The organism is Falsiruegeria litorea R37, assembly GCF_900172225.1.
GTDB lineage: Bacteria > Pseudomonadota > Alphaproteobacteria > Rhodobacterales > Rhodobacteraceae > Falsiruegeria > Falsiruegeria litorea.
Genome location: NZ_FWFO01000001.1, coordinates 1,293,725 through 1,309,146 on the forward strand (window position 1 = coordinate 1,293,725; position 15,422 = coordinate 1,309,146).

The window sequence follows — 15,422 nt, forward strand, 5'->3', positions numbered from 1 at the left end:
GGAATTGAGACTAATCGGAATTGCGGTTCTGGCGTTGATCCTGTTCGCCTTTGTCGCCATCGCGGTCAATCGCAGCGAAGACCTGTTTGAAACCGGTGGGCTAAAGGACATCCGCGACGGACGCGAGGTTCACGAGCTGGAAACCGGAGAAGCCCGACTGCCCGACAAGATCGAGGGTGCTGCGGGGTTCGTTGACCTGGAGGTGTTGCAATCCGACGAGTGGACTGCGCTTACCGGGTTCTCGGGGCATCGCCGCTTCAGCTTGCCACTGCCACGGGATACGGCCTTTTCGGCGGCTGTGCTGGAGATTTTTGTCAAGACCGAGATGGAGTTCGAAACCGCAGGTCGCTTGCAATTCGAGGTTAACGGTCATCGCCGGGGCGAAATCGTTCTGGAGCCGGGAGAGACCAACATGCGGGTCAGAATCCCGCTGGAGCCGATTGACCTGGAACGCCCATGGATCGACGTGAATATCACCGTGGATGGCAACAACCCCAAGGCCGAATGCGCGGAGGATTGGACCGGCGGTGTCGTGGTATCGATCCAACCTGAGACCCATGTGCGGGTGGCACTGGACGAGCCGATCACCTCGACGGCCGACGCGTTGATCGCATCGGGGTTTCCGGTACGGATTGTCTGGCCCTCGCAGACACCTGAAGTGATCACCGCAGCAGATCCCGTGATTTCGTGGCGGTGGCTGCCCTTTGCGGCGAAGGCCAGTTTTGTCGACAAAGGGGTAGCGCGCGAAACAGACGTCGAGGTTCCCATCGAAGACGTGGTTGAGTTGCATCACTGGGTCGTCCAGCAGGAAAATATCAGGCGCGAACTTGAAGGGGAAAACAACTTGAGCTGGCCGTTGCCAATCATTGGACAAGATGGCGCGGCCGCCAGTCGCGAGTTTCGCAATCGGACAAGTTGGGTGTACCGGTACTCGCGCACCTCGATGCCGGATTTGCAGTTGCCCGACATGCTGGATCTGAAGATGCAGATGGTGTCAACGGACAGTTCGGCGTCCTGGTTGCTGATCGTTTTCTTGAATGGGGACATCGTCTATTCACAGACATTGCCGACCACCCAGACCTCATTCGAACACAGTATCCCATTGCCCAAGAATGTTCAGTCCATCGACAATGAACTTCGTGTCAGCCTGATCAGTGATGAAGAAAAGACAGGCAGATGTGTGCAAGGTCGCCCTGCAGCTGCCAAGATCAATGTTGGTACCGGGCTTGATAACCGAGGGTCGGATGCGACCGAACTTTATGCCGGTGTCCTGAATGCCATGTCCCCGGTGATCAACCTGATGATCGAAGGGCCTGTCACCGCGCACGATCTGAATTTTGGGTTCCTCGCTTTGTCCAAGATTTTCCTGCACAACTCTTTTGATTATCGCGAAGGGGGATTGGGCAATCTTGACCACTCGCAACCAAGTGTGACCATTGTCGCGTTGGAGAACCTGACTGCGGCCTTGGACCAGATGAAAGGACAGGATCGCCCGTATTGGGTGGCCTATTCGGTTGTTACCTCAGCACCGGACCCCGAGACCATGGCGTTTGCCGGCGACGATCCGGCATTGGCGTCGGCGATTGATCTTCATCGTCCTGAAAGCGCGTTGATCGTCGTTCCGGCGAAACAAGACGAATAGAGCGATGTCAGCGCCGGATCAGCCAAATTCGAATTCGACCGGCCGCTCGCAGAACGAGTTTGTGTCGATTGACTCGGCGCCCGTGGGGTTTTCGACCAACGTGGCGATGTGGCGTGCGCCGGTGCTGCTGGTTCTGTTTGTCCTCGTGTCTTTTGCTGGGCTCTATGCACTGGAACATGTTGCGCTGTTCCAGACTGTCTTTCGGGGCGGTGATCTGGTGACAGCGCCTTTTGCAGGGGGGCATTCGATGCCGCTGCGCCTGTTTGTTCTGAGTTACATGATCGCCTTTGGGCTACTGTCGAATGGTCCGCTGCTCTGGCGGTTGGGATTTACGGCGGACATGGCGATCACCTATCTTGCGTTTTGTGCGCTGATTGATGTCACGGCTTTGTTGTTCGACTTGCTGGCAGATACGCCGATGCCCTTGAATGTCATTGAAATCCTGTCCGGGTTTCTGGGGTATGCGATCTATTCCTTCAAGCTGTTAGAGCGGGGCAACATGCCGTCGCGGATCGAAATCGAGCACCGGCCGTCTCGCAACAAACGCATGATGTTCCGTCTGATCGTGATCCTTCTGGTTGCGGGCCTTCTAACCATCTCTGCCGAAAACATCGTGCCCAACACGATCGCCAAAGCCCGAGAGTATGCCTTGTTGGGAGGAATTGGGCCGGGCGTTTTCCTGTTCCTGCCGTTGGTCTTCTTGATGCTGTACGTTCTGGCACGAATTGATACCTCGCGCGTGGACATGACGCCCTTTACCCCGGCGTTGACGATCATCATTCCAGCCCATAACGAGGAATACATCATAACGCGCACCATTGCGGCGATCGACGAGGCGGCAAGGACATACGGTGGGCCAGTGTCCGTTCTGGTGATGGACAACAACTCGACCGACCGCACCAGCGAGGTGGCAACCGATGCCTTGAACGCCTGCAAGTCTGCCTATGGTCGGGTTATCCTGGAGCGCACGCCGGGCAAGGCCCACGCGCTGAACGCGGCGTTGCACGCAACCCAGACCGAATATGTCATCCGCATCGACGCCGACACGCAGATCGGAGAGAACGCGCTGGTCTATGCCATGCTCAGGATGCGGAACCCGGACGTGGGCGTGGTGGGTGGATTGCCTGTACCGCCCGGCGGCGGCCCGTTTGATCGGCCACGCCTGCTGGAGCTGGTGGTGAAACACGGGTTCTATTCTGTCGGCTTGAGCGCGGTGAATTCGGTTGTCGGCGTGCCGGGGATGTTTGCCGCCTACCGGGCCGAGTTGCCGCGCAAGCTGGGCGGGTTTGTTCAGGGCATGAATGGTGAAGACACCGACATGTCCCTGCGGATCGGAGAGCTGGGGTATCAGTTGATTGTCGATCCAAGGATCCAGTTCGTCAGCGAGGTGCCTGCCTCATACAAACATATGCGCGAGCAGCGCTTGCGTTGGTTCCGCAGCGTTTTTCATGTCTCGGCCCGGTGTCGCGATCTGATCTACTCGGGGCGCATGACTGTACGCGGCAAGGTGCTGTTGCCCTTCATGCTGTTGAATTCGGCGATGCGTGCGATGATGGTGCCGATGATCCTGTTCGGCACTCTGGTTGCCATCGGCCCCGGAGCCGAGGCGCGAGACATTCCCTGGCAGGCGATCGTCGCGGTGGGTATTGGCGCCCCTGCCTTGATGTCGGTCCTGTGCGCGTTGCTGAACCGCTCGTTCAAAGGGTTGCTGTTTATCCCCGAATATCTGGTGTTCCGCTTGCTGCGGGCCTATTTCACTTTGGAAAGCAACCTGACGATCACGGTCAAGGACCACGGCCAGCATTTGTATTCAAGCGGCGCCCTCGTGCGCCCCAAAGGCAAAACCATCCGAGAGGCTTAGGGGCAGGGCCCATTAACCCTGACCCTAAAGTTTCGTCTGGTTCCAGAGCGACACGCAGGGGATTTTGGTGCGGTCGCAGCGATCGGCGTATTTCTCGGCGATCTCGCGCGCCTCTTCCAGAATCGCATCAGCAAGGTAGGTGGGGTTCAACCCAAGGTTCAGCAGACGATCATTGGCCACGTGCAGTTCGTTTTCATCCGCCTCGTTGCGCGGGTTGTCGATGAACGAAATCTCGGCCCCGGTCTGATCGGCGACAAGCTGTGCCAGGTCCCGAACACGATGTGTTTCCGTCATCTGGTTCAGGATGTTGACCCGTTCCCCTTTCTGTGGCGGGTTCAGGATGGCCAATTCGATGCATTTCACGGTGTCGCGGATATGGATAAAGGCGCGGGTCTGTCCGCCGGTTCCATGTACCGTCAGCGGATAATCGACCGCCGCCTGCATCAAGAAACGGTTCAGAACTGTGCCATAGTCCCCGTCGTAGTCGAACCGATTGATCAGCCGTTCATCGAGCTTGGTTTCGGGTGTCTGAGTGCCCCAGACGATCCCCTGATGCAGGTCCGTGACCCGCACTTGGTCGTTCTTGTTGTAGAAATAGAAGAACAGCTGATCCTGCGTCTTCGTCATGTGATACACGGATCCGGGGTTCGCCGGATACAGAATTTCAGCATCGATTTGCGCGCCGTCGTCGGTGTCGATGTGAACCTTTAGATAGCCTTCTGGAATCTTCATTCCCGCCGTACCGTATCCGTAGACACCCATGGTTCCCAGATGAACCAGATGACTGTCCACGCCACTTTCGACGATCGCGGCCAGCACATCGTTTGTGGCGTTCAGGTTGTTGTTGACTGTATAGCGCTTGTGATACGAGGATTTCATCGAATAGGGCGCGGCGCGCTGTTCGGCAAAATGCACGACTGCATCGGGTTTTTCGGACTTCAGCAGAGCAAGCAGCCGATGATAGTGTTTTCCGACCGAAAAATTCTCGTAAGCTATCGTCTTTCCGGTCAGTTCCGCCCATGCTTGCAATCTTTCCCCTAGCGGTCTGATGGGGGTGAGGGACTCCACCTCCAATTCGATATCGATTTTTCGCCGAGACAGGTTGTCAACAATAATGACTTGGTGGCCTTGTTGGGACAGATGCAATGCGGTGGGCCATCCACAAAACCCATCCCCGCCTAGAACTAAGATTTTCATTGTGTTTTTTCCAAAATGTAAGGAGCAAATTCATGCGTAAAATCTTAGGGGCATGTTTAATACAGTCAAGGTTTTGAATTTGAATGCGCTTTTGTTGGTGGGGTTCTGTTAAGTGATTGATATTATGTCATTCTGATCACGGGCCGCACCTGACCGCGGCCCGAAACTGCCGTCTCTGGCCTGTCCGGCCACTGTGGCGGCGGCCATCGTCGCCATCCGCAAGCCTCAGCTCAATCTGACGCAGCGGTTCCAGAATGGTTTCGACCGATGATCGCTTCCGAGCCCTATTCTGCCTCTCTTTCTCGGCCCGAATACAGGCCCGGTTTCAGGGGGCAAAGACAAGGCCGGAGCTGCCCGGCTGGTCTGCAAAGAAGCCCCTGATCTTGACGCGCTGGATTTGCAGGAGCGTATCGGCGACCTCCTCGACCTGATCCGCACGGCCAACGGATTGGACCCTGCATCCACAGAGCAATAGCGCGCCAACCGCCGAGCGAAGCGAGGCGCACGATCTATTTCTGGCCAACCGCAGGCGGGCATCTGAGATGCTCGACCGACGGGCGGGAGCTCCCCTTTACCCTTTTACCACCAGGGCGCGGGGAATGTCGGCCAGCGGTTGGCCACCGTCTGGCGTGACCACAAAGCTTTCGGTGATGGCGACGCCCCAGTCCGGGGTCCAGAGGCCGGGCATCAGGTGGAAGGTCATGTTTTCCTGCAACGGCGTCGTGTCGCCGGGGCGCAGGCTCATGGTGCGTTCGCCCCAGTCGGGCGGGTAGCTGAGGCCGATCGGGTACCCCGTCCGGTTGGCCTTGACGTAGCCGGCACTGGCAAAGCTGTCATAGACACAGGCGGCGATCTCCTCGCAGGCGACGCCGGGACGGGCGGCGGCGAAGGTGTCTTCGATGGCTTGCAGCACCGCCTCTTCGGCGCGGCGGATGTCGGCGGGCACCTCGCCCAGAAACAGGGTTCTGCTGGCGGGGCAGTGGTAGCGGTGGTAGCAGCCCGAGACTTCGAAATAGGTGGCCTCGCCGCGCACCAAGGCCCGGTCGTTCCAGGTGATGTGCGAGGCTGACGCCTCGAGACCAGAGGGTGCGATGGGGGCGATGGCGGGGTAGTCGCCTGCAAGGCCCGGCAGGCCCGCGACGCCGGCCGCCTGCACCTCGGCCACCAGTTCATGCTTGGGTCGCCCTTCGCGAAAGCCATCGCGCAGGGTGGCGTGCATATGGGCGGTCAGCTGGCCTGCCTTGCGCATCATCGCCAGTTCCGCCTCGCTTTTGACGGCGCGCTGCCAATTCACCAATCCGGTGCCGTCGGCAATCGCGTCGCGTCCAAAAGCGGTTTCCAGGATGCGGTGAGACGCAGCGGAGTAGTAATAGTTGTCCATCTCGACCCCAAGCGCGCGGGTCCAGCCGCGCTCTTGCAGCAGCGAAACAAGCGAGGTGTAGGGGTGGTGGTCGGGGTGCTGGACGTGCTCTTCGGGCCAGTCAAAGAGGTTCTCGGCCCCGATCCAGGTGGTCTGTGCCGCGCCTGCCTTATCCTGTGTGCGCCCCCACCAGAGCGGCGTGCCCGTGCGCGGGACGATAACCACTTGCGGGACGTAAAAGCTCCAGCCGTCATAGCCCGTCAGCCAGGCCATGTTCGAGGGGTCAGCGACGATCAGCGTCTCAATCCCCTGCGCGGCCATGGCGGCGCGGGTTCTGGTCAGGCGCTGGTCAAATTCAGCTTGCGAAAAATCACTTGCGGGCACGGCGGTCCTTTCCTCTCAGTCCGGCGCAGGTGTGCGCCAGTTCAAAAGATGCGTTGTATGGCTCCCATCCAAACCGCGCAGGGGGCCGCGTGTCTGGTCTGAAAACGAAAAATTGGCGTCGGTGCCGATCATCAGGCGGGTGGCGTCCGAGATTCGGATCTCCTCGGGGCCGGCCAGGTTTGCGATGCGGGCGGCCTTGTTGACGACGGTGCCAAAGAAGTCTGCGCCGGTGTCGATGACCTCGCCTGTGTGCAGGCCGATGCGGATCTGGATGCGGGGTTCGGCGGCTGTGTTCTGCATGCCAAGCTGGATCTCTTGCGCGCAGGTCATTGCGGCGCGGGCCGAGGTGAAGGTGCACATGGTGCCGTCGCCCAGGGATTTGATCATCCGCCCGCCGTTGACCTCGACGCAGGCCCTGACCATTTCGATGTGCTCGCCCACACATCGGCTCCATGTGATGTCCCCTACGGTTTCGGCGATCACCGAAGAGCCCACGATGTCGGTGAACATGACCGTGGCGACGCCGCTTTGGCCCTGCATCACGTTATCGGCGCGGGCGGCTTCGATCAGATCGTCCAGCGCGTGATGGTCGGCGCCCATCTTGTCCATGTTGGGCAGCGGGTTCGAGACATGCAGTTGAACCATGCGCCAATTGCCTTCCTCCAGATGCAGGACAAAGGTGAAGCGATGCAGGAATTGGCTGGCGGTGTTGGGAAACGTCAAGGTTGCCAGACAATGCGCCCAGGCCACGTCGCCGCATTCGAACGCCTCAAGCGCGTGCTCCTCCCAATCATAGTCGGGAATTTCCCGCACATGCTCGCCAAAACCCTGCCGAAACAGCTGCCCTGACCAGCTTTCGCCTTCGGCCGAACCCTGATAGCGAAGGTGTTCGGATCGCGAGAGCATGTTGGTCAACGTGTCCCCATCTTTGCGATGAACGGCTTTGTTCCACCTGCGGACAACGGCGAGCACTTCGTGAGAGGGGCGGATCATGTCTGCCACTCCAACTTGTGGATCAGGTGTTCGCCATCCAGCCCTTTGAGGGGAACTGAAAGGGGCTCGGTAAAGGTGAATTTGGCAGTTCCCACCATGGTGCGGGTGGCGTGAGAGACACGGATTTCATCGGGGCCGCTGATCGCGGCCACTCTGGCAGTTTTGTTGACAACGGTGCCAAAGAAATCCTTGCCGGAATGAACAACATCACCTGTATGCGCGCCGATGCGGACGCTCAGTCGAGGTTCTTGATGACCCCGGGCAAGTGTTTGCTGGATCGACATTGCTGCCTGCAAAGCCACGGTCGCTGATGGGAAGACCGACATCGTACCGTCGCCCAGAGATTTGACAAGCTGGCCGCTGTGCTTGGTGACGCAACCCTCGATCATGGTCAAATGGCGTTGAACAATCTCTGTCCAGCGGCGGTCGCCCAGTGTCGCGGCAAGGGTGGTTGAATCGGTGATGTCGGTGAACACGACCGTGACGATATCGGTGTGGGTTTCCGGCAGGTCCGAGATCGAAGCCAAGGCGGCTAATTCATCCAGCGCCCGGTGTTCAACGCCATGCGTGTCGGCGTTAGGTTTGCCGACCGAGGCATGGCGGTGGAGGATTTTCCAGGCGCCGTCTTCCATCGTGAAGATCAGGGTGAAGCGAAAATCGACGGGGATGGGATTGCCTTGCAACTCGATGCTGCGTTCGAATATGGCCCAGCCGATGTCGCCCGCCTCGAAGGCTTCACCGTGGGTTTCCTCGTCCACCAGAAAGGCAGGGGCTTCGTTGAAATGTGCCTCAAGCCCGTCGCGCAGGGAATTGCCACTCCACCGCTCGTTCGGGGCTGTGCCGATGAACCGCAATTTGGCCGAGCGCGACAACAGGTTGCGCATCGCCTTGCCATCGCGTTGGCGGACCGCACGAAAGAAGCGCCGGGCCACGGCTTCGAGTTCGGGCGAGGGGGTGAAGGGGTCGCTCATGCGCGCCACTCCAGCCTGTGGATCAGATGCTCGCCTTCGAGCCCCTTCAAAGAAACCGATACGGGGTCGCCAAAGGCAAAGTCCGCGTTGCCGCCGACCATGGCGCGTGTGGGGTCTGATACGCGGATTTCTTCGGGCGCGGCAGCGGCGGCCACGCGGGCGGCGGTGTTGACCACCATGCCGATGTAATCGCCGTCGCGTTCCACGACGTCGCCGGTGTGGATGCCGACCCGGACCCTCAGGTGCGGTTCCTGGGTTTGGTCTTGCATCTTTTGTTGAATGCGGGTGGCGGCACTCAGCGCGGCAGAGGCCGAGGCGAAGGACGACAGGGTGCCATCGCCCAGCGATTTGACCAGGGTGCCGCCATGTGCTGCGACCGCCGCGTCAGTCTCGGCCATGTGGGTCTGGACGATGCTGTTCCAGGTGGCATCGCCGGTGGCGGCGGCCAGGGCGGTGCTGTCGACGATGTCGGTGAACATGACCGAGGCGATGCCGGTGTGCCCAAGGTCCAACGTCTCGGACTGTAGCGAGGCGGTCAGCTCTTCGATGCTGCGCGAGGTGTATCCCATTGCCTCAATATTGGGTTTGGGGTTGGAGTTGTGGACATGCACGATGCGCCAGACGGCGTTTTCGAGGGCAAATATGAACGTGTTGCGGAACGCGACGCTCTTGTCGGCGTCGGGGGCGATGATGGTCATCGTCGCGAGCGCCCAGCCAAAGGTTCCGGCCTCGTAAGCGGTGACTTCGAGGTTTTCGGGAACCAGAACCGCCTGATCGTCGCAGAAGGCGGCAAAAGTCTTGTGAAAGTCGGGTTCGGTCAGCAGTTCGCCCTCGTCCGAGCCGACATAGGTGATTGCGGCGGACTGCGAGAAGAGGTTGATCACCGGCTGTGTCTGGCGTGCCGCATAGGCGTTGAGCCAGCGTTTGGCGATTGCGGCCAGTTCGGGCGAGGGGGTGAAGGGATCGGTCATGTCTGCCACACCAGCAAGTGGGTCGTATGCCGACCCTCTAACCCTTTGAGGTCAAAATCCTTTGAGCCGGAAAAGACGAATCCTTTGGTGTTTCCGGCGATCAGCCGTGTCGTGTCGGAGACCCGGATTTCCTGCGCCTGTGCGGTGGCAGTGATGCGGGCGGCCTTGTTGACCACAGTGCCGAAAAAGTCGTCTTGGGCCTGCATCACCTCGCCTGTGTGGATGCCGATGCGCACGGACAGGTGGGGCTCCTGGGTGTCGCTTTCCAGTGCGGATTGTATCTGTGTGGCTGCGCTCAGACAGGCGCGGGCGGACGGGAACGACGACATGGTGCCATCGCCCAGGGATTTGACGAATTGGCCGTCATGTTCGGTGACGATGGCCCGGATCATGTCGAAATGGGCTGCAATGATGGGCGACCAGGCGCGGTCGCCAAGGGCCGAGGCCAGCGCCGATGATCCGACGATATCGGTAAACATGATCGAGGCGAGGCCTTCGGTTTGGTCCAAAGCAAACCCGTCTTTTACGGCGGCGACGAGGTCTGCGATGGCGGGTTGCTCGACGCCGGTGAAATCCTCGTTCGGCGTGGGCACGGACCCGTGGCGGTGGACGATCTTCCACGCGCCGTCTTCGAGTGTGAGGATCAGCGTGGTGCGGACCAGAAAGGAACGGTCCGGATGGGTTTCGAACGCAATCTCATGGGTAAGGCAAGCCCAGCCGGTGTTGCCGTTTTCATAGGCCTCGGCGAAATGCTCGACATGCTTGGTTACAGAGGGGATTGCCCCAAAGAACGCGCCGACACCCTCTTGTACGGCATGACCTGACCAGATTTCGTCTTCGGCGGTTCCGAAGAAAAGCAGATGATCCTCTTTGGTCATCAGGTTGCGCAGGTCATTGGGGCGTCGGTTCGGGACCGCTTCGATCCAGCGCCGGGCGATGGCCAGAACCTCGGGCGAGGGGCGGACGTTGCTCATCCCTGCCACTCTAGCCGATAGGTGGTGTGCTGACCCTCGAGCCCCTTGAGGCGGACCAGGGCGGGGTCGGAAAAGCGGAACTGAGGCGCGCCGCCGACCATGATGTGGGTGGCGTCGGACAGGCAGATGTCGCCGGGTGCGGCGATTGACGCGACGCGGGCGGCCTTGTTCACTACGGTGCCGAACATGTCGCCGTCCTGTTCCACCAGATCGCCGGTGTGCAATCCGATGCGAATTTGCAGGCGCGGCTCGGTCGTGCTGTTTGAGATGATGTGCTGCAGTTCGGAGGCCGCAGTGAGGGCTGCCGTGGCCGAAGGGAACGCCGACATGGTGCCATCGCCAAGCGTTTTGACCAGCGTCCCGCCGTGTCGGGTGAGCACATCGCCCACTTGTTTCATGTGGGCCTGCACCGCAGTCGACCAGCGGGCGTCACCTAGCGTTTCTGCCAGCGCCGAACTGCCGGCGATGTCGGTGAACATGATCGTTGCCATGCCGGTTTGTGCCAGATCAACCGGCGATGTCAGGGCGGCCTCCAACAACTCCTCAAACCCGCGGGACTGATACCCCAAAGCGTCCATGTTCGAGACCGGGTTTGAGTTGTGCACATGAACGATCCGCCAGACGCCCTTTTCCAGATGCAGCACAAAGGTAGAGCGAAAGGTGATTTCCTTGCCGTTTTCCAGCGATACACGCCCGCCGAACCATTCGACCCAACCAAGATTGCCGCATTCAAAGCCGCGGAAATCGTCCTTATCCCAAGAAAAGTTTGGAATATCTTCCATGTAACCGCCCATGCCCCGGCGCAGGGTATCATCGCGCCAGATCTCGTCATGGGAGGAACCGATGTACCCCAAAGCGCTGTCTTCTGAGAAAAGGTTGAGCACCGCCTCTTTGTCGCCTGCCGCATAGGAACGGAGCCAGCGGCGAACGATGGCTCCAAGTTCAGGCGAGGGGATGATGTCGCTCATGACCTCATAGCGTGATGGCCTGCATGACCTGCGGTTCGATCACGTCGACACCTGGTAGACCTGCACGCAACTCGTCGGCGTTCTGTTCCAGGATCGGGAAGGTGCCATAGTGGCAGGGGATCACGGTCTTGAAGTTGAAGTAGCGCTTGGCGGCATAGGCCGCGCCCTTCATGTCCATGGTGAAATGGCCGCCCGCCGACAGGATGCCGATGTCGGGTTTGTAGTAATCCCCCATCCAGTCCATGTCGGCCATGATGTCGGTGTCGCCCGAGACGTAGAGCATCTTGCCCTCAGACGCGATCATGAAGCCCACCTCGGTGCCGCCGGTGCGGATGCCGTCGGGCGTGTTGAAGGTCGAGGAATGCGAGGCCGGGACCATCGATACCTTGATCCCGTTCAGATCCACGGTGCCACCCTTGTTGAAGCCAACGGTTTCGATGCCCTCGGTCTCTCCCCAATGCCCCATCAGGTCGTATTGGCCCACAACCGGCACGCCCAGCTTCTTGGCCAGCGGCAGGACATCGACAACGTGGTCGAAATGCACATGGGTCAGCAGGATGTGGGTGGCGCCTGCGACGGCGGCGTCGTGTTGATCCTCGGGCAGGGATGGATTGCCGGTCAGCCACGGGTCGATCAACAGGACCTGTCCTGCGGTTTCAATGCGAAAGCTGCCGTGTCCCAGCCAGATAACATCCATCAATGAATCTCCTATTTCCTGTTGGCACGAGCCTAACACCGGTTACATAGAAATCCATGGATTGGTTGCAGATTACCTTTTGGGGGATGCGAGCCTTACGTTAACGCTTTGATGATGTCGCTGCCCAATGTGCGCGTGTTCTTGGGATTTCCAGCACCATTGAGGGTATCGACCCCGACCTCTTTGGCAATCTTTCGGAGTGTCGGTTTCGCGGTGTCTTCAAGTTTTCCATCTGTTTCAACCAAAATTGAGCCGTTTTCGTACAACATAACCTTATGCGAGCCGTGATTGGCTTGCGCGATTACCTTTAGGTCTCGGACATTCGCGTGCTTGTCGATAGAACGCGGCGCATTGTGGTTTTGGCGGTCTAGGCCTGACGTTAAATTCCCCAGATACACCACATAATTTCCGTCGCCACCTGGCCCGCGCGCGCGGATGTCATCGGCTGGGCAATCTAGGATTTCCTCGATGGAAACGACATCATCATCAACCACAATGCGAAGAATCATAACACGTTGAACCACGTCGAATGTGCTTGCTCTGAATGTTACATGTGTTGAGGTTGTTACGGTTTTGACGGAAATACGTTCCCCATTGAGCGAGACGACGTCATATCCGCGTTGGTTTGTTTCGAGTGCCATTTGGCCGCGGGTCACCATCGCTGCATACAACTCGCCAATTCGTCCAGTTAGGTGATTGAGCTCACCTGACGAAACGCCCCAACTCATTTCCTTTTCGTACCATTCCAAAGCTTGCGCCAAAGATCTGATAATTTGAGATTGTGAAAGGACTTGGGGCATGAAACGTGCAACCTATGTGTATTAGATGATTTGCAGGCTTTCACGAATGATACCGTTCATCAACGACGATGCTTGGGTCAGCTTCTTGATTGAGAGGGCATCTTGGATTGGTTGCGCGAAATTGATGGCTACTGTGAGCGATTGGGGCCTGAATACTGGGCCGAGCCGATCAATGCGGTGACAAATGCGGCCTTTATCGTGGCTGCCTTGATCATGTGGCAGCGGACGCAGGGAAACGCGATTGCCCGTGTGCTGGCGGTGATCTTGGGCCTTATTGGCGTGGGCAGCTATCTTTTTCACACCCATGCCCAAGTCTGGGCCGCGATTGCAGATGTGACACCGATCCTGGGGTATATCCTGGTTTATATCTATGCCGTGAACCGTCATGTCTGGGGGCTGGGGGTGCTGCCTGCGCTGGGCGTGACGGGGTTGTTCTTTCCCTATGCCGCGGCGACTTTGCCGTTGTTCCAGATGGTGCCGGGGTTGGGGGATTCCGCCGGGTACGCGCCGGTGCCCTTGCTGATTTACATCTACGCGGTCCTGCTGCGTCACCGTGCACCGGACACGGCGCGGGGGCTTGCCATCGGGGCCACGATTCTGGTTGCCTCGATCATGTTCCGGGCGTTGGATGAACCCGTTTGCGGGGCTGTGCCGATGGGCACGCATTTCATGTGGCATATCCTGAACGGGATCGTGCTGGGCTGGATGATCGAGGTTTTGAGGCTCCACATGCTGGGGCTGACTAAGGTATCGCAAACCCTTGAATGAGCTTTCGAAAGTCATCCGTCAGCGCGCCTTGCACCTCGTCAAAGGATGTCTTGCCGTACATGCCGGACAACGTGGGCGCAGAGATTGCGAAATACTGTATTGCGCCGATTAGCTGATAAAGACCGGCCAGCGCCTCTTCGCGGCTTGCGCTCTGCCAGCGCGGTGTTTGCAATGCCAGGTCCGTGAGCGTGTCGAGATAGGGTTTCAATGGCCAGCTGCGCGCCTGCGCGTCGCTGTCCAGAAGCGCGCGAACCACAAGGCGGGCGTCTTCGGGGTTTGCGACGGCGCCGGTGGCATAAGCGCTGAAATAGGCGATCAGGCGCTGGGCGGGCGTTGGGGCTGCGGTGGCGTCAATCTCGGCCAGCAGCCGCACGGCGAGGCGGTTGAGCACCTCGGCATAGAGCCGTTCCTTGGAGCGGAAGTAATGCAGAACTGCCTGTTTCGTGACACCTGCATCCTTGGCCACAAGTGCAAGCGACACCCCATGAAACCCAAGCTCGGAAAAGCGCGTGGTCGCAAGGTCCAGGTATCGTTCGGCGGGGTCGGGTTTGGTGGACATGGGGGCTCCTTCATCGGGACCCTACACCAAACACTTGACGGCTTACCAGTTGGTAAGTTACTTACCGTTTGGTAAGTGATCCGTGCAAGCCGAGGGAGGGAGCCACCATGGAGCGCAGCGAAGAGATTGGTTTGATCCGCGAAATCATCGGTCTGGCGGAACAAAAGTCTGCCTATCTGGACGACACGATCAGCCATTCTCCGATTTCGCGCTACTCCAGCCCCGAACGGTTCGCGCGCGAAGAGGCGGCGCTGTTTCGGCGCAAGCCGGTGGTGGCGGCGCATTCGGGCGAGTTGGACGGCCCGTCGAGCTTTCTGACGCGCTCGGTCATGGGGCTGCCGGTGCTGTTGGTACGAGATGCGGAAGGCCAGGCACGGGCCTTTTTGAACGTCTGCCGCCATCGCGGGGCCACTTTGGAACGCGAAGGGGCGGGGTGCAAACGGGTCTTTACCTGTCCTTATCATGGCTGGAGCTGGACAAATCAGGGCGATTTGCGCGCGGTGCCGCAGGAAAAGCAGGGCTTTCCGGACCTGCCGCGTGCCGAGCGGGGCCTGCGGCGGTTGCCGGTGGCCGAGGCGCACGGGTTCATCTGGATCATCGCCAACCCCGAGATGAACGAGCCGCTGAACATCGACGACTGGCTGGGCCCGATTGCCGATGATTTCCGCTGGCTGGATCTGGCAAACCACAAGATCGCCATCGAAAACACGATAGAGGTCAAGGCCAATTGGAAGGTACTGGTCGAGGGTGGGATCGAGGCCTATCACTTCCGCGTCGCGCACGCCAACACCATCGCGCCGCATTTCCCCGACAACCTGTCGACGTATCGCTGTTTCGGCCCGCATATGCGCTCGGTTCTGCCGCGCACCAGCATGACAACACTGACCGACACGCCCGAAGAGAAGTGGTCGATCCGGGCAGATGCCAATGTGCTTTATACCCTGATGCCCACCACGCAGCTGTTGGTGCAGCAGGATCACGTGGCCTGGATCAATGCACAGCCCCGATCCGAAGGGCACACCACATTGCGCATTGTCACGCTAGTACCCGCCGACAAGATCGAAGGCGACGAGATGCAGGCGCATTGGAAGCTGAACCAGAAAATCACGATGGCGACCCTGGCCGAGGATTTTGAATTGGGAGAAGAGATTCAATCTGGCTTTGCCTCGCGCGGGAACCCCAGCCACCTGTTCGGACGGTTCGAGGGGGCGCTCAACCGGTTCAATCTGGCGGTCGAAGAGCTGATTGCGGGCTAGGGTCAGGACCCTAACGCCACG

General features: G+C 59.3%; 14 protein-coding genes. 4 read left to right on the top strand and 10 right to left on the bottom strand.

The window, feature by feature from the left end; genetic code table 11:
* The first annotated feature begins 4 nt into the window (after window positions 1-4).
* Entirely contained in the window at window positions 5-1,642 is a 1,638-nt protein-coding gene (locus tag TRL7639_RS06420; RefSeq protein ID WP_133057622.1) for a hypothetical protein, read from the top strand.
* Window positions 1,643-1,646: 4 nt separating this feature from the next.
* Window positions 1,647-3,503 carry a glycosyltransferase family 2 protein gene (locus TRL7639_RS06425; protein WP_085794921.1) on the top strand — a complete coding sequence of 619 codons (1,857 nt, stop codon included), beginning with the start codon at window positions 1,647-1,649 and terminating at the stop codon, window positions 3,501-3,503.
* A 24-nt stretch (window positions 3,504-3,527) separates the two neighbouring features.
* Here TRL7639_RS06425 and TRL7639_RS06430 read toward each other — a convergent pair whose 3' ends face one another.
* The 9 genes from TRL7639_RS06430 to TRL7639_RS06470 form a co-directional block, all read right to left on the bottom strand.
* A complete protein-coding gene (locus tag TRL7639_RS06430) occupies window positions 3,528-4,700 on the bottom strand; it encodes an NAD-dependent epimerase/dehydratase family protein (RefSeq protein ID WP_085794922.1) in 1,173 nt (390 codons plus the stop codon).
* 571 nt (window positions 4,701-5,271) lie between these two features.
* Entirely contained in the window at window positions 5,272-6,444 is a 1,173-nt protein-coding gene (locus TRL7639_RS06435) for a M24 family metallopeptidase (protein WP_085794923.1), read from the bottom strand.
* Between the two features lie 15 nt (window positions 6,445-6,459).
* Window positions 6,460-7,437 (bottom strand): nuclear transport factor 2 family protein, encoded by a 978-nt coding sequence (locus TRL7639_RS06440; RefSeq protein WP_085794924.1) that lies wholly within the window; start codon window positions 7,435-7,437, stop codon window positions 6,460-6,462.
* Entirely contained in the window at window positions 7,434-8,408 is a 975-nt protein-coding gene (locus TRL7639_RS06445; protein WP_085794925.1) for a nuclear transport factor 2 family protein, read from the bottom strand. Before TRL7639_RS06445 ends, TRL7639_RS06440 begins: the two co-directional genes overlap by 4 nt.
* On the bottom strand, window positions 8,405-9,379 hold the full coding sequence (locus TRL7639_RS06450) for an adenylate/guanylate cyclase domain-containing protein (RefSeq protein ID WP_085794926.1): 975 nt from the start codon (window positions 9,377-9,379) through the stop codon (window positions 8,405-8,407). The genes TRL7639_RS06445 and TRL7639_RS06450 overlap by 4 nt, the downstream gene beginning before the upstream one ends.
* Window positions 9,376-10,353: an adenylate/guanylate cyclase domain-containing protein gene (locus tag TRL7639_RS06455; RefSeq protein WP_085794927.1), complete on the bottom strand. Its 978-nt coding sequence runs from the start codon at window positions 10,351-10,353 to the stop codon at window positions 9,376-9,378. The genes TRL7639_RS06450 and TRL7639_RS06455 overlap by 4 nt, the downstream gene beginning before the upstream one ends.
* Window positions 10,350-11,321: an adenylate/guanylate cyclase domain-containing protein gene (locus tag TRL7639_RS06460; protein WP_085794928.1), complete on the bottom strand. Its 972-nt coding sequence runs from the start codon at window positions 11,319-11,321 to the stop codon at window positions 10,350-10,352. Before TRL7639_RS06460 ends, TRL7639_RS06455 begins: the two co-directional genes overlap by 4 nt.
* A gap of 4 nt (window positions 11,322-11,325) precedes the next feature.
* Window positions 11,326-12,018, bottom strand: coding sequence for a metal-dependent hydrolase (locus TRL7639_RS06465; protein ID WP_085794929.1), 693 nt, complete (start codon window positions 12,016-12,018; stop codon window positions 11,326-11,328).
* 95 nt (window positions 12,019-12,113) lie between these two features.
* Window positions 12,114-12,818 (bottom strand): DUF6998 domain-containing protein, encoded by a 705-nt coding sequence (locus TRL7639_RS06470; RefSeq protein ID WP_085794930.1) that lies wholly within the window; start codon window positions 12,816-12,818, stop codon window positions 12,114-12,116.
* 102 nt (window positions 12,819-12,920) lie between these two features.
* On the opposite strand from TRL7639_RS06470, the gene TRL7639_RS06475 reads away from it, so the two are divergent.
* Window positions 12,921-13,586: a ceramidase domain-containing protein gene (locus tag TRL7639_RS06475; RefSeq protein WP_085794931.1), complete on the top strand. Its 666-nt coding sequence runs from the start codon at window positions 12,921-12,923 to the stop codon at window positions 13,584-13,586.
* On the opposite strand, the gene TRL7639_RS06480 is transcribed toward TRL7639_RS06475, so the two are convergent.
* Window positions 13,561-14,145 carry a TetR/AcrR family transcriptional regulator gene (locus TRL7639_RS06480; protein WP_085794932.1) on the bottom strand — a complete coding sequence of 195 codons (585 nt, stop codon included), beginning with the start codon at window positions 14,143-14,145 and terminating at the stop codon, window positions 13,561-13,563. The genes TRL7639_RS06475 and TRL7639_RS06480 overlap by 26 nt on opposite strands.
* Before the next feature lie 107 nt (window positions 14,146-14,252).
* Here TRL7639_RS06480 and TRL7639_RS06485 point away from each other — a divergent pair, with 107 nt between their 5' ends.
* On the top strand, window positions 14,253-15,401 hold the full coding sequence (locus tag TRL7639_RS06485; RefSeq protein WP_085794933.1) for an aromatic ring-hydroxylating oxygenase subunit alpha: 1,149 nt from the start codon (window positions 14,253-14,255) through the stop codon (window positions 15,399-15,401).
* Window positions 15,402-15,422 lie beyond the last annotated feature (21 nt).

Coding starts and splice junctions, on each gene's coding strand:
- TRL7639_RS06425 (WP_085794921.1), top strand. CDS start 1,647: ATGTCAGCGCCGGATCAGCCAAATTCGAATTCGACCGGCCGCTCGCAG.
- TRL7639_RS06430 (WP_085794922.1), bottom strand. CDS start 4,700: ATGAAAATCTTAGTTCTAGGCGGGGATGGGTTTTGTGGATGGCCCACC.
- TRL7639_RS06440 (WP_085794924.1), bottom strand. CDS start 7,437: ATGATCCGCCCCTCTCACGAAGTGCTCGCCGTTGTCCGCAGGTGGAAC.
- TRL7639_RS06445 (WP_085794925.1), bottom strand. CDS start 8,408: ATGAGCGACCCCTTCACCCCCTCGCCCGAACTCGAAGCCGTGGCCCGG.
- TRL7639_RS06450 (WP_085794926.1), bottom strand. CDS start 9,379: ATGACCGATCCCTTCACCCCCTCGCCCGAACTGGCCGCAATCGCCAAA.
- TRL7639_RS06455 (WP_085794927.1), bottom strand. CDS start 10,353: ATGAGCAACGTCCGCCCCTCGCCCGAGGTTCTGGCCATCGCCCGGCGC.
- TRL7639_RS06460 (WP_085794928.1), bottom strand. CDS start 11,321: ATGAGCGACATCATCCCCTCGCCTGAACTTGGAGCCATCGTTCGCCGC.
- TRL7639_RS06465 (WP_085794929.1), bottom strand. CDS start 12,018: ATGGATGTTATCTGGCTGGGACACGGCAGCTTTCGCATTGAAACCGCA.
- TRL7639_RS06470 (WP_085794930.1), bottom strand. CDS start 12,818: ATGCCCCAAGTCCTTTCACAATCTCAAATTATCAGATCTTTGGCGCAA.
- TRL7639_RS06480 (WP_085794932.1), bottom strand. CDS start 14,145: ATGTCCACCAAACCCGACCCCGCCGAACGATACCTGGACCTTGCGACC.
- TRL7639_RS06485 (WP_085794933.1), top strand. CDS start 14,253: ATGGAGCGCAGCGAAGAGATTGGTTTGATCCGCGAAATCATCGGTCTG.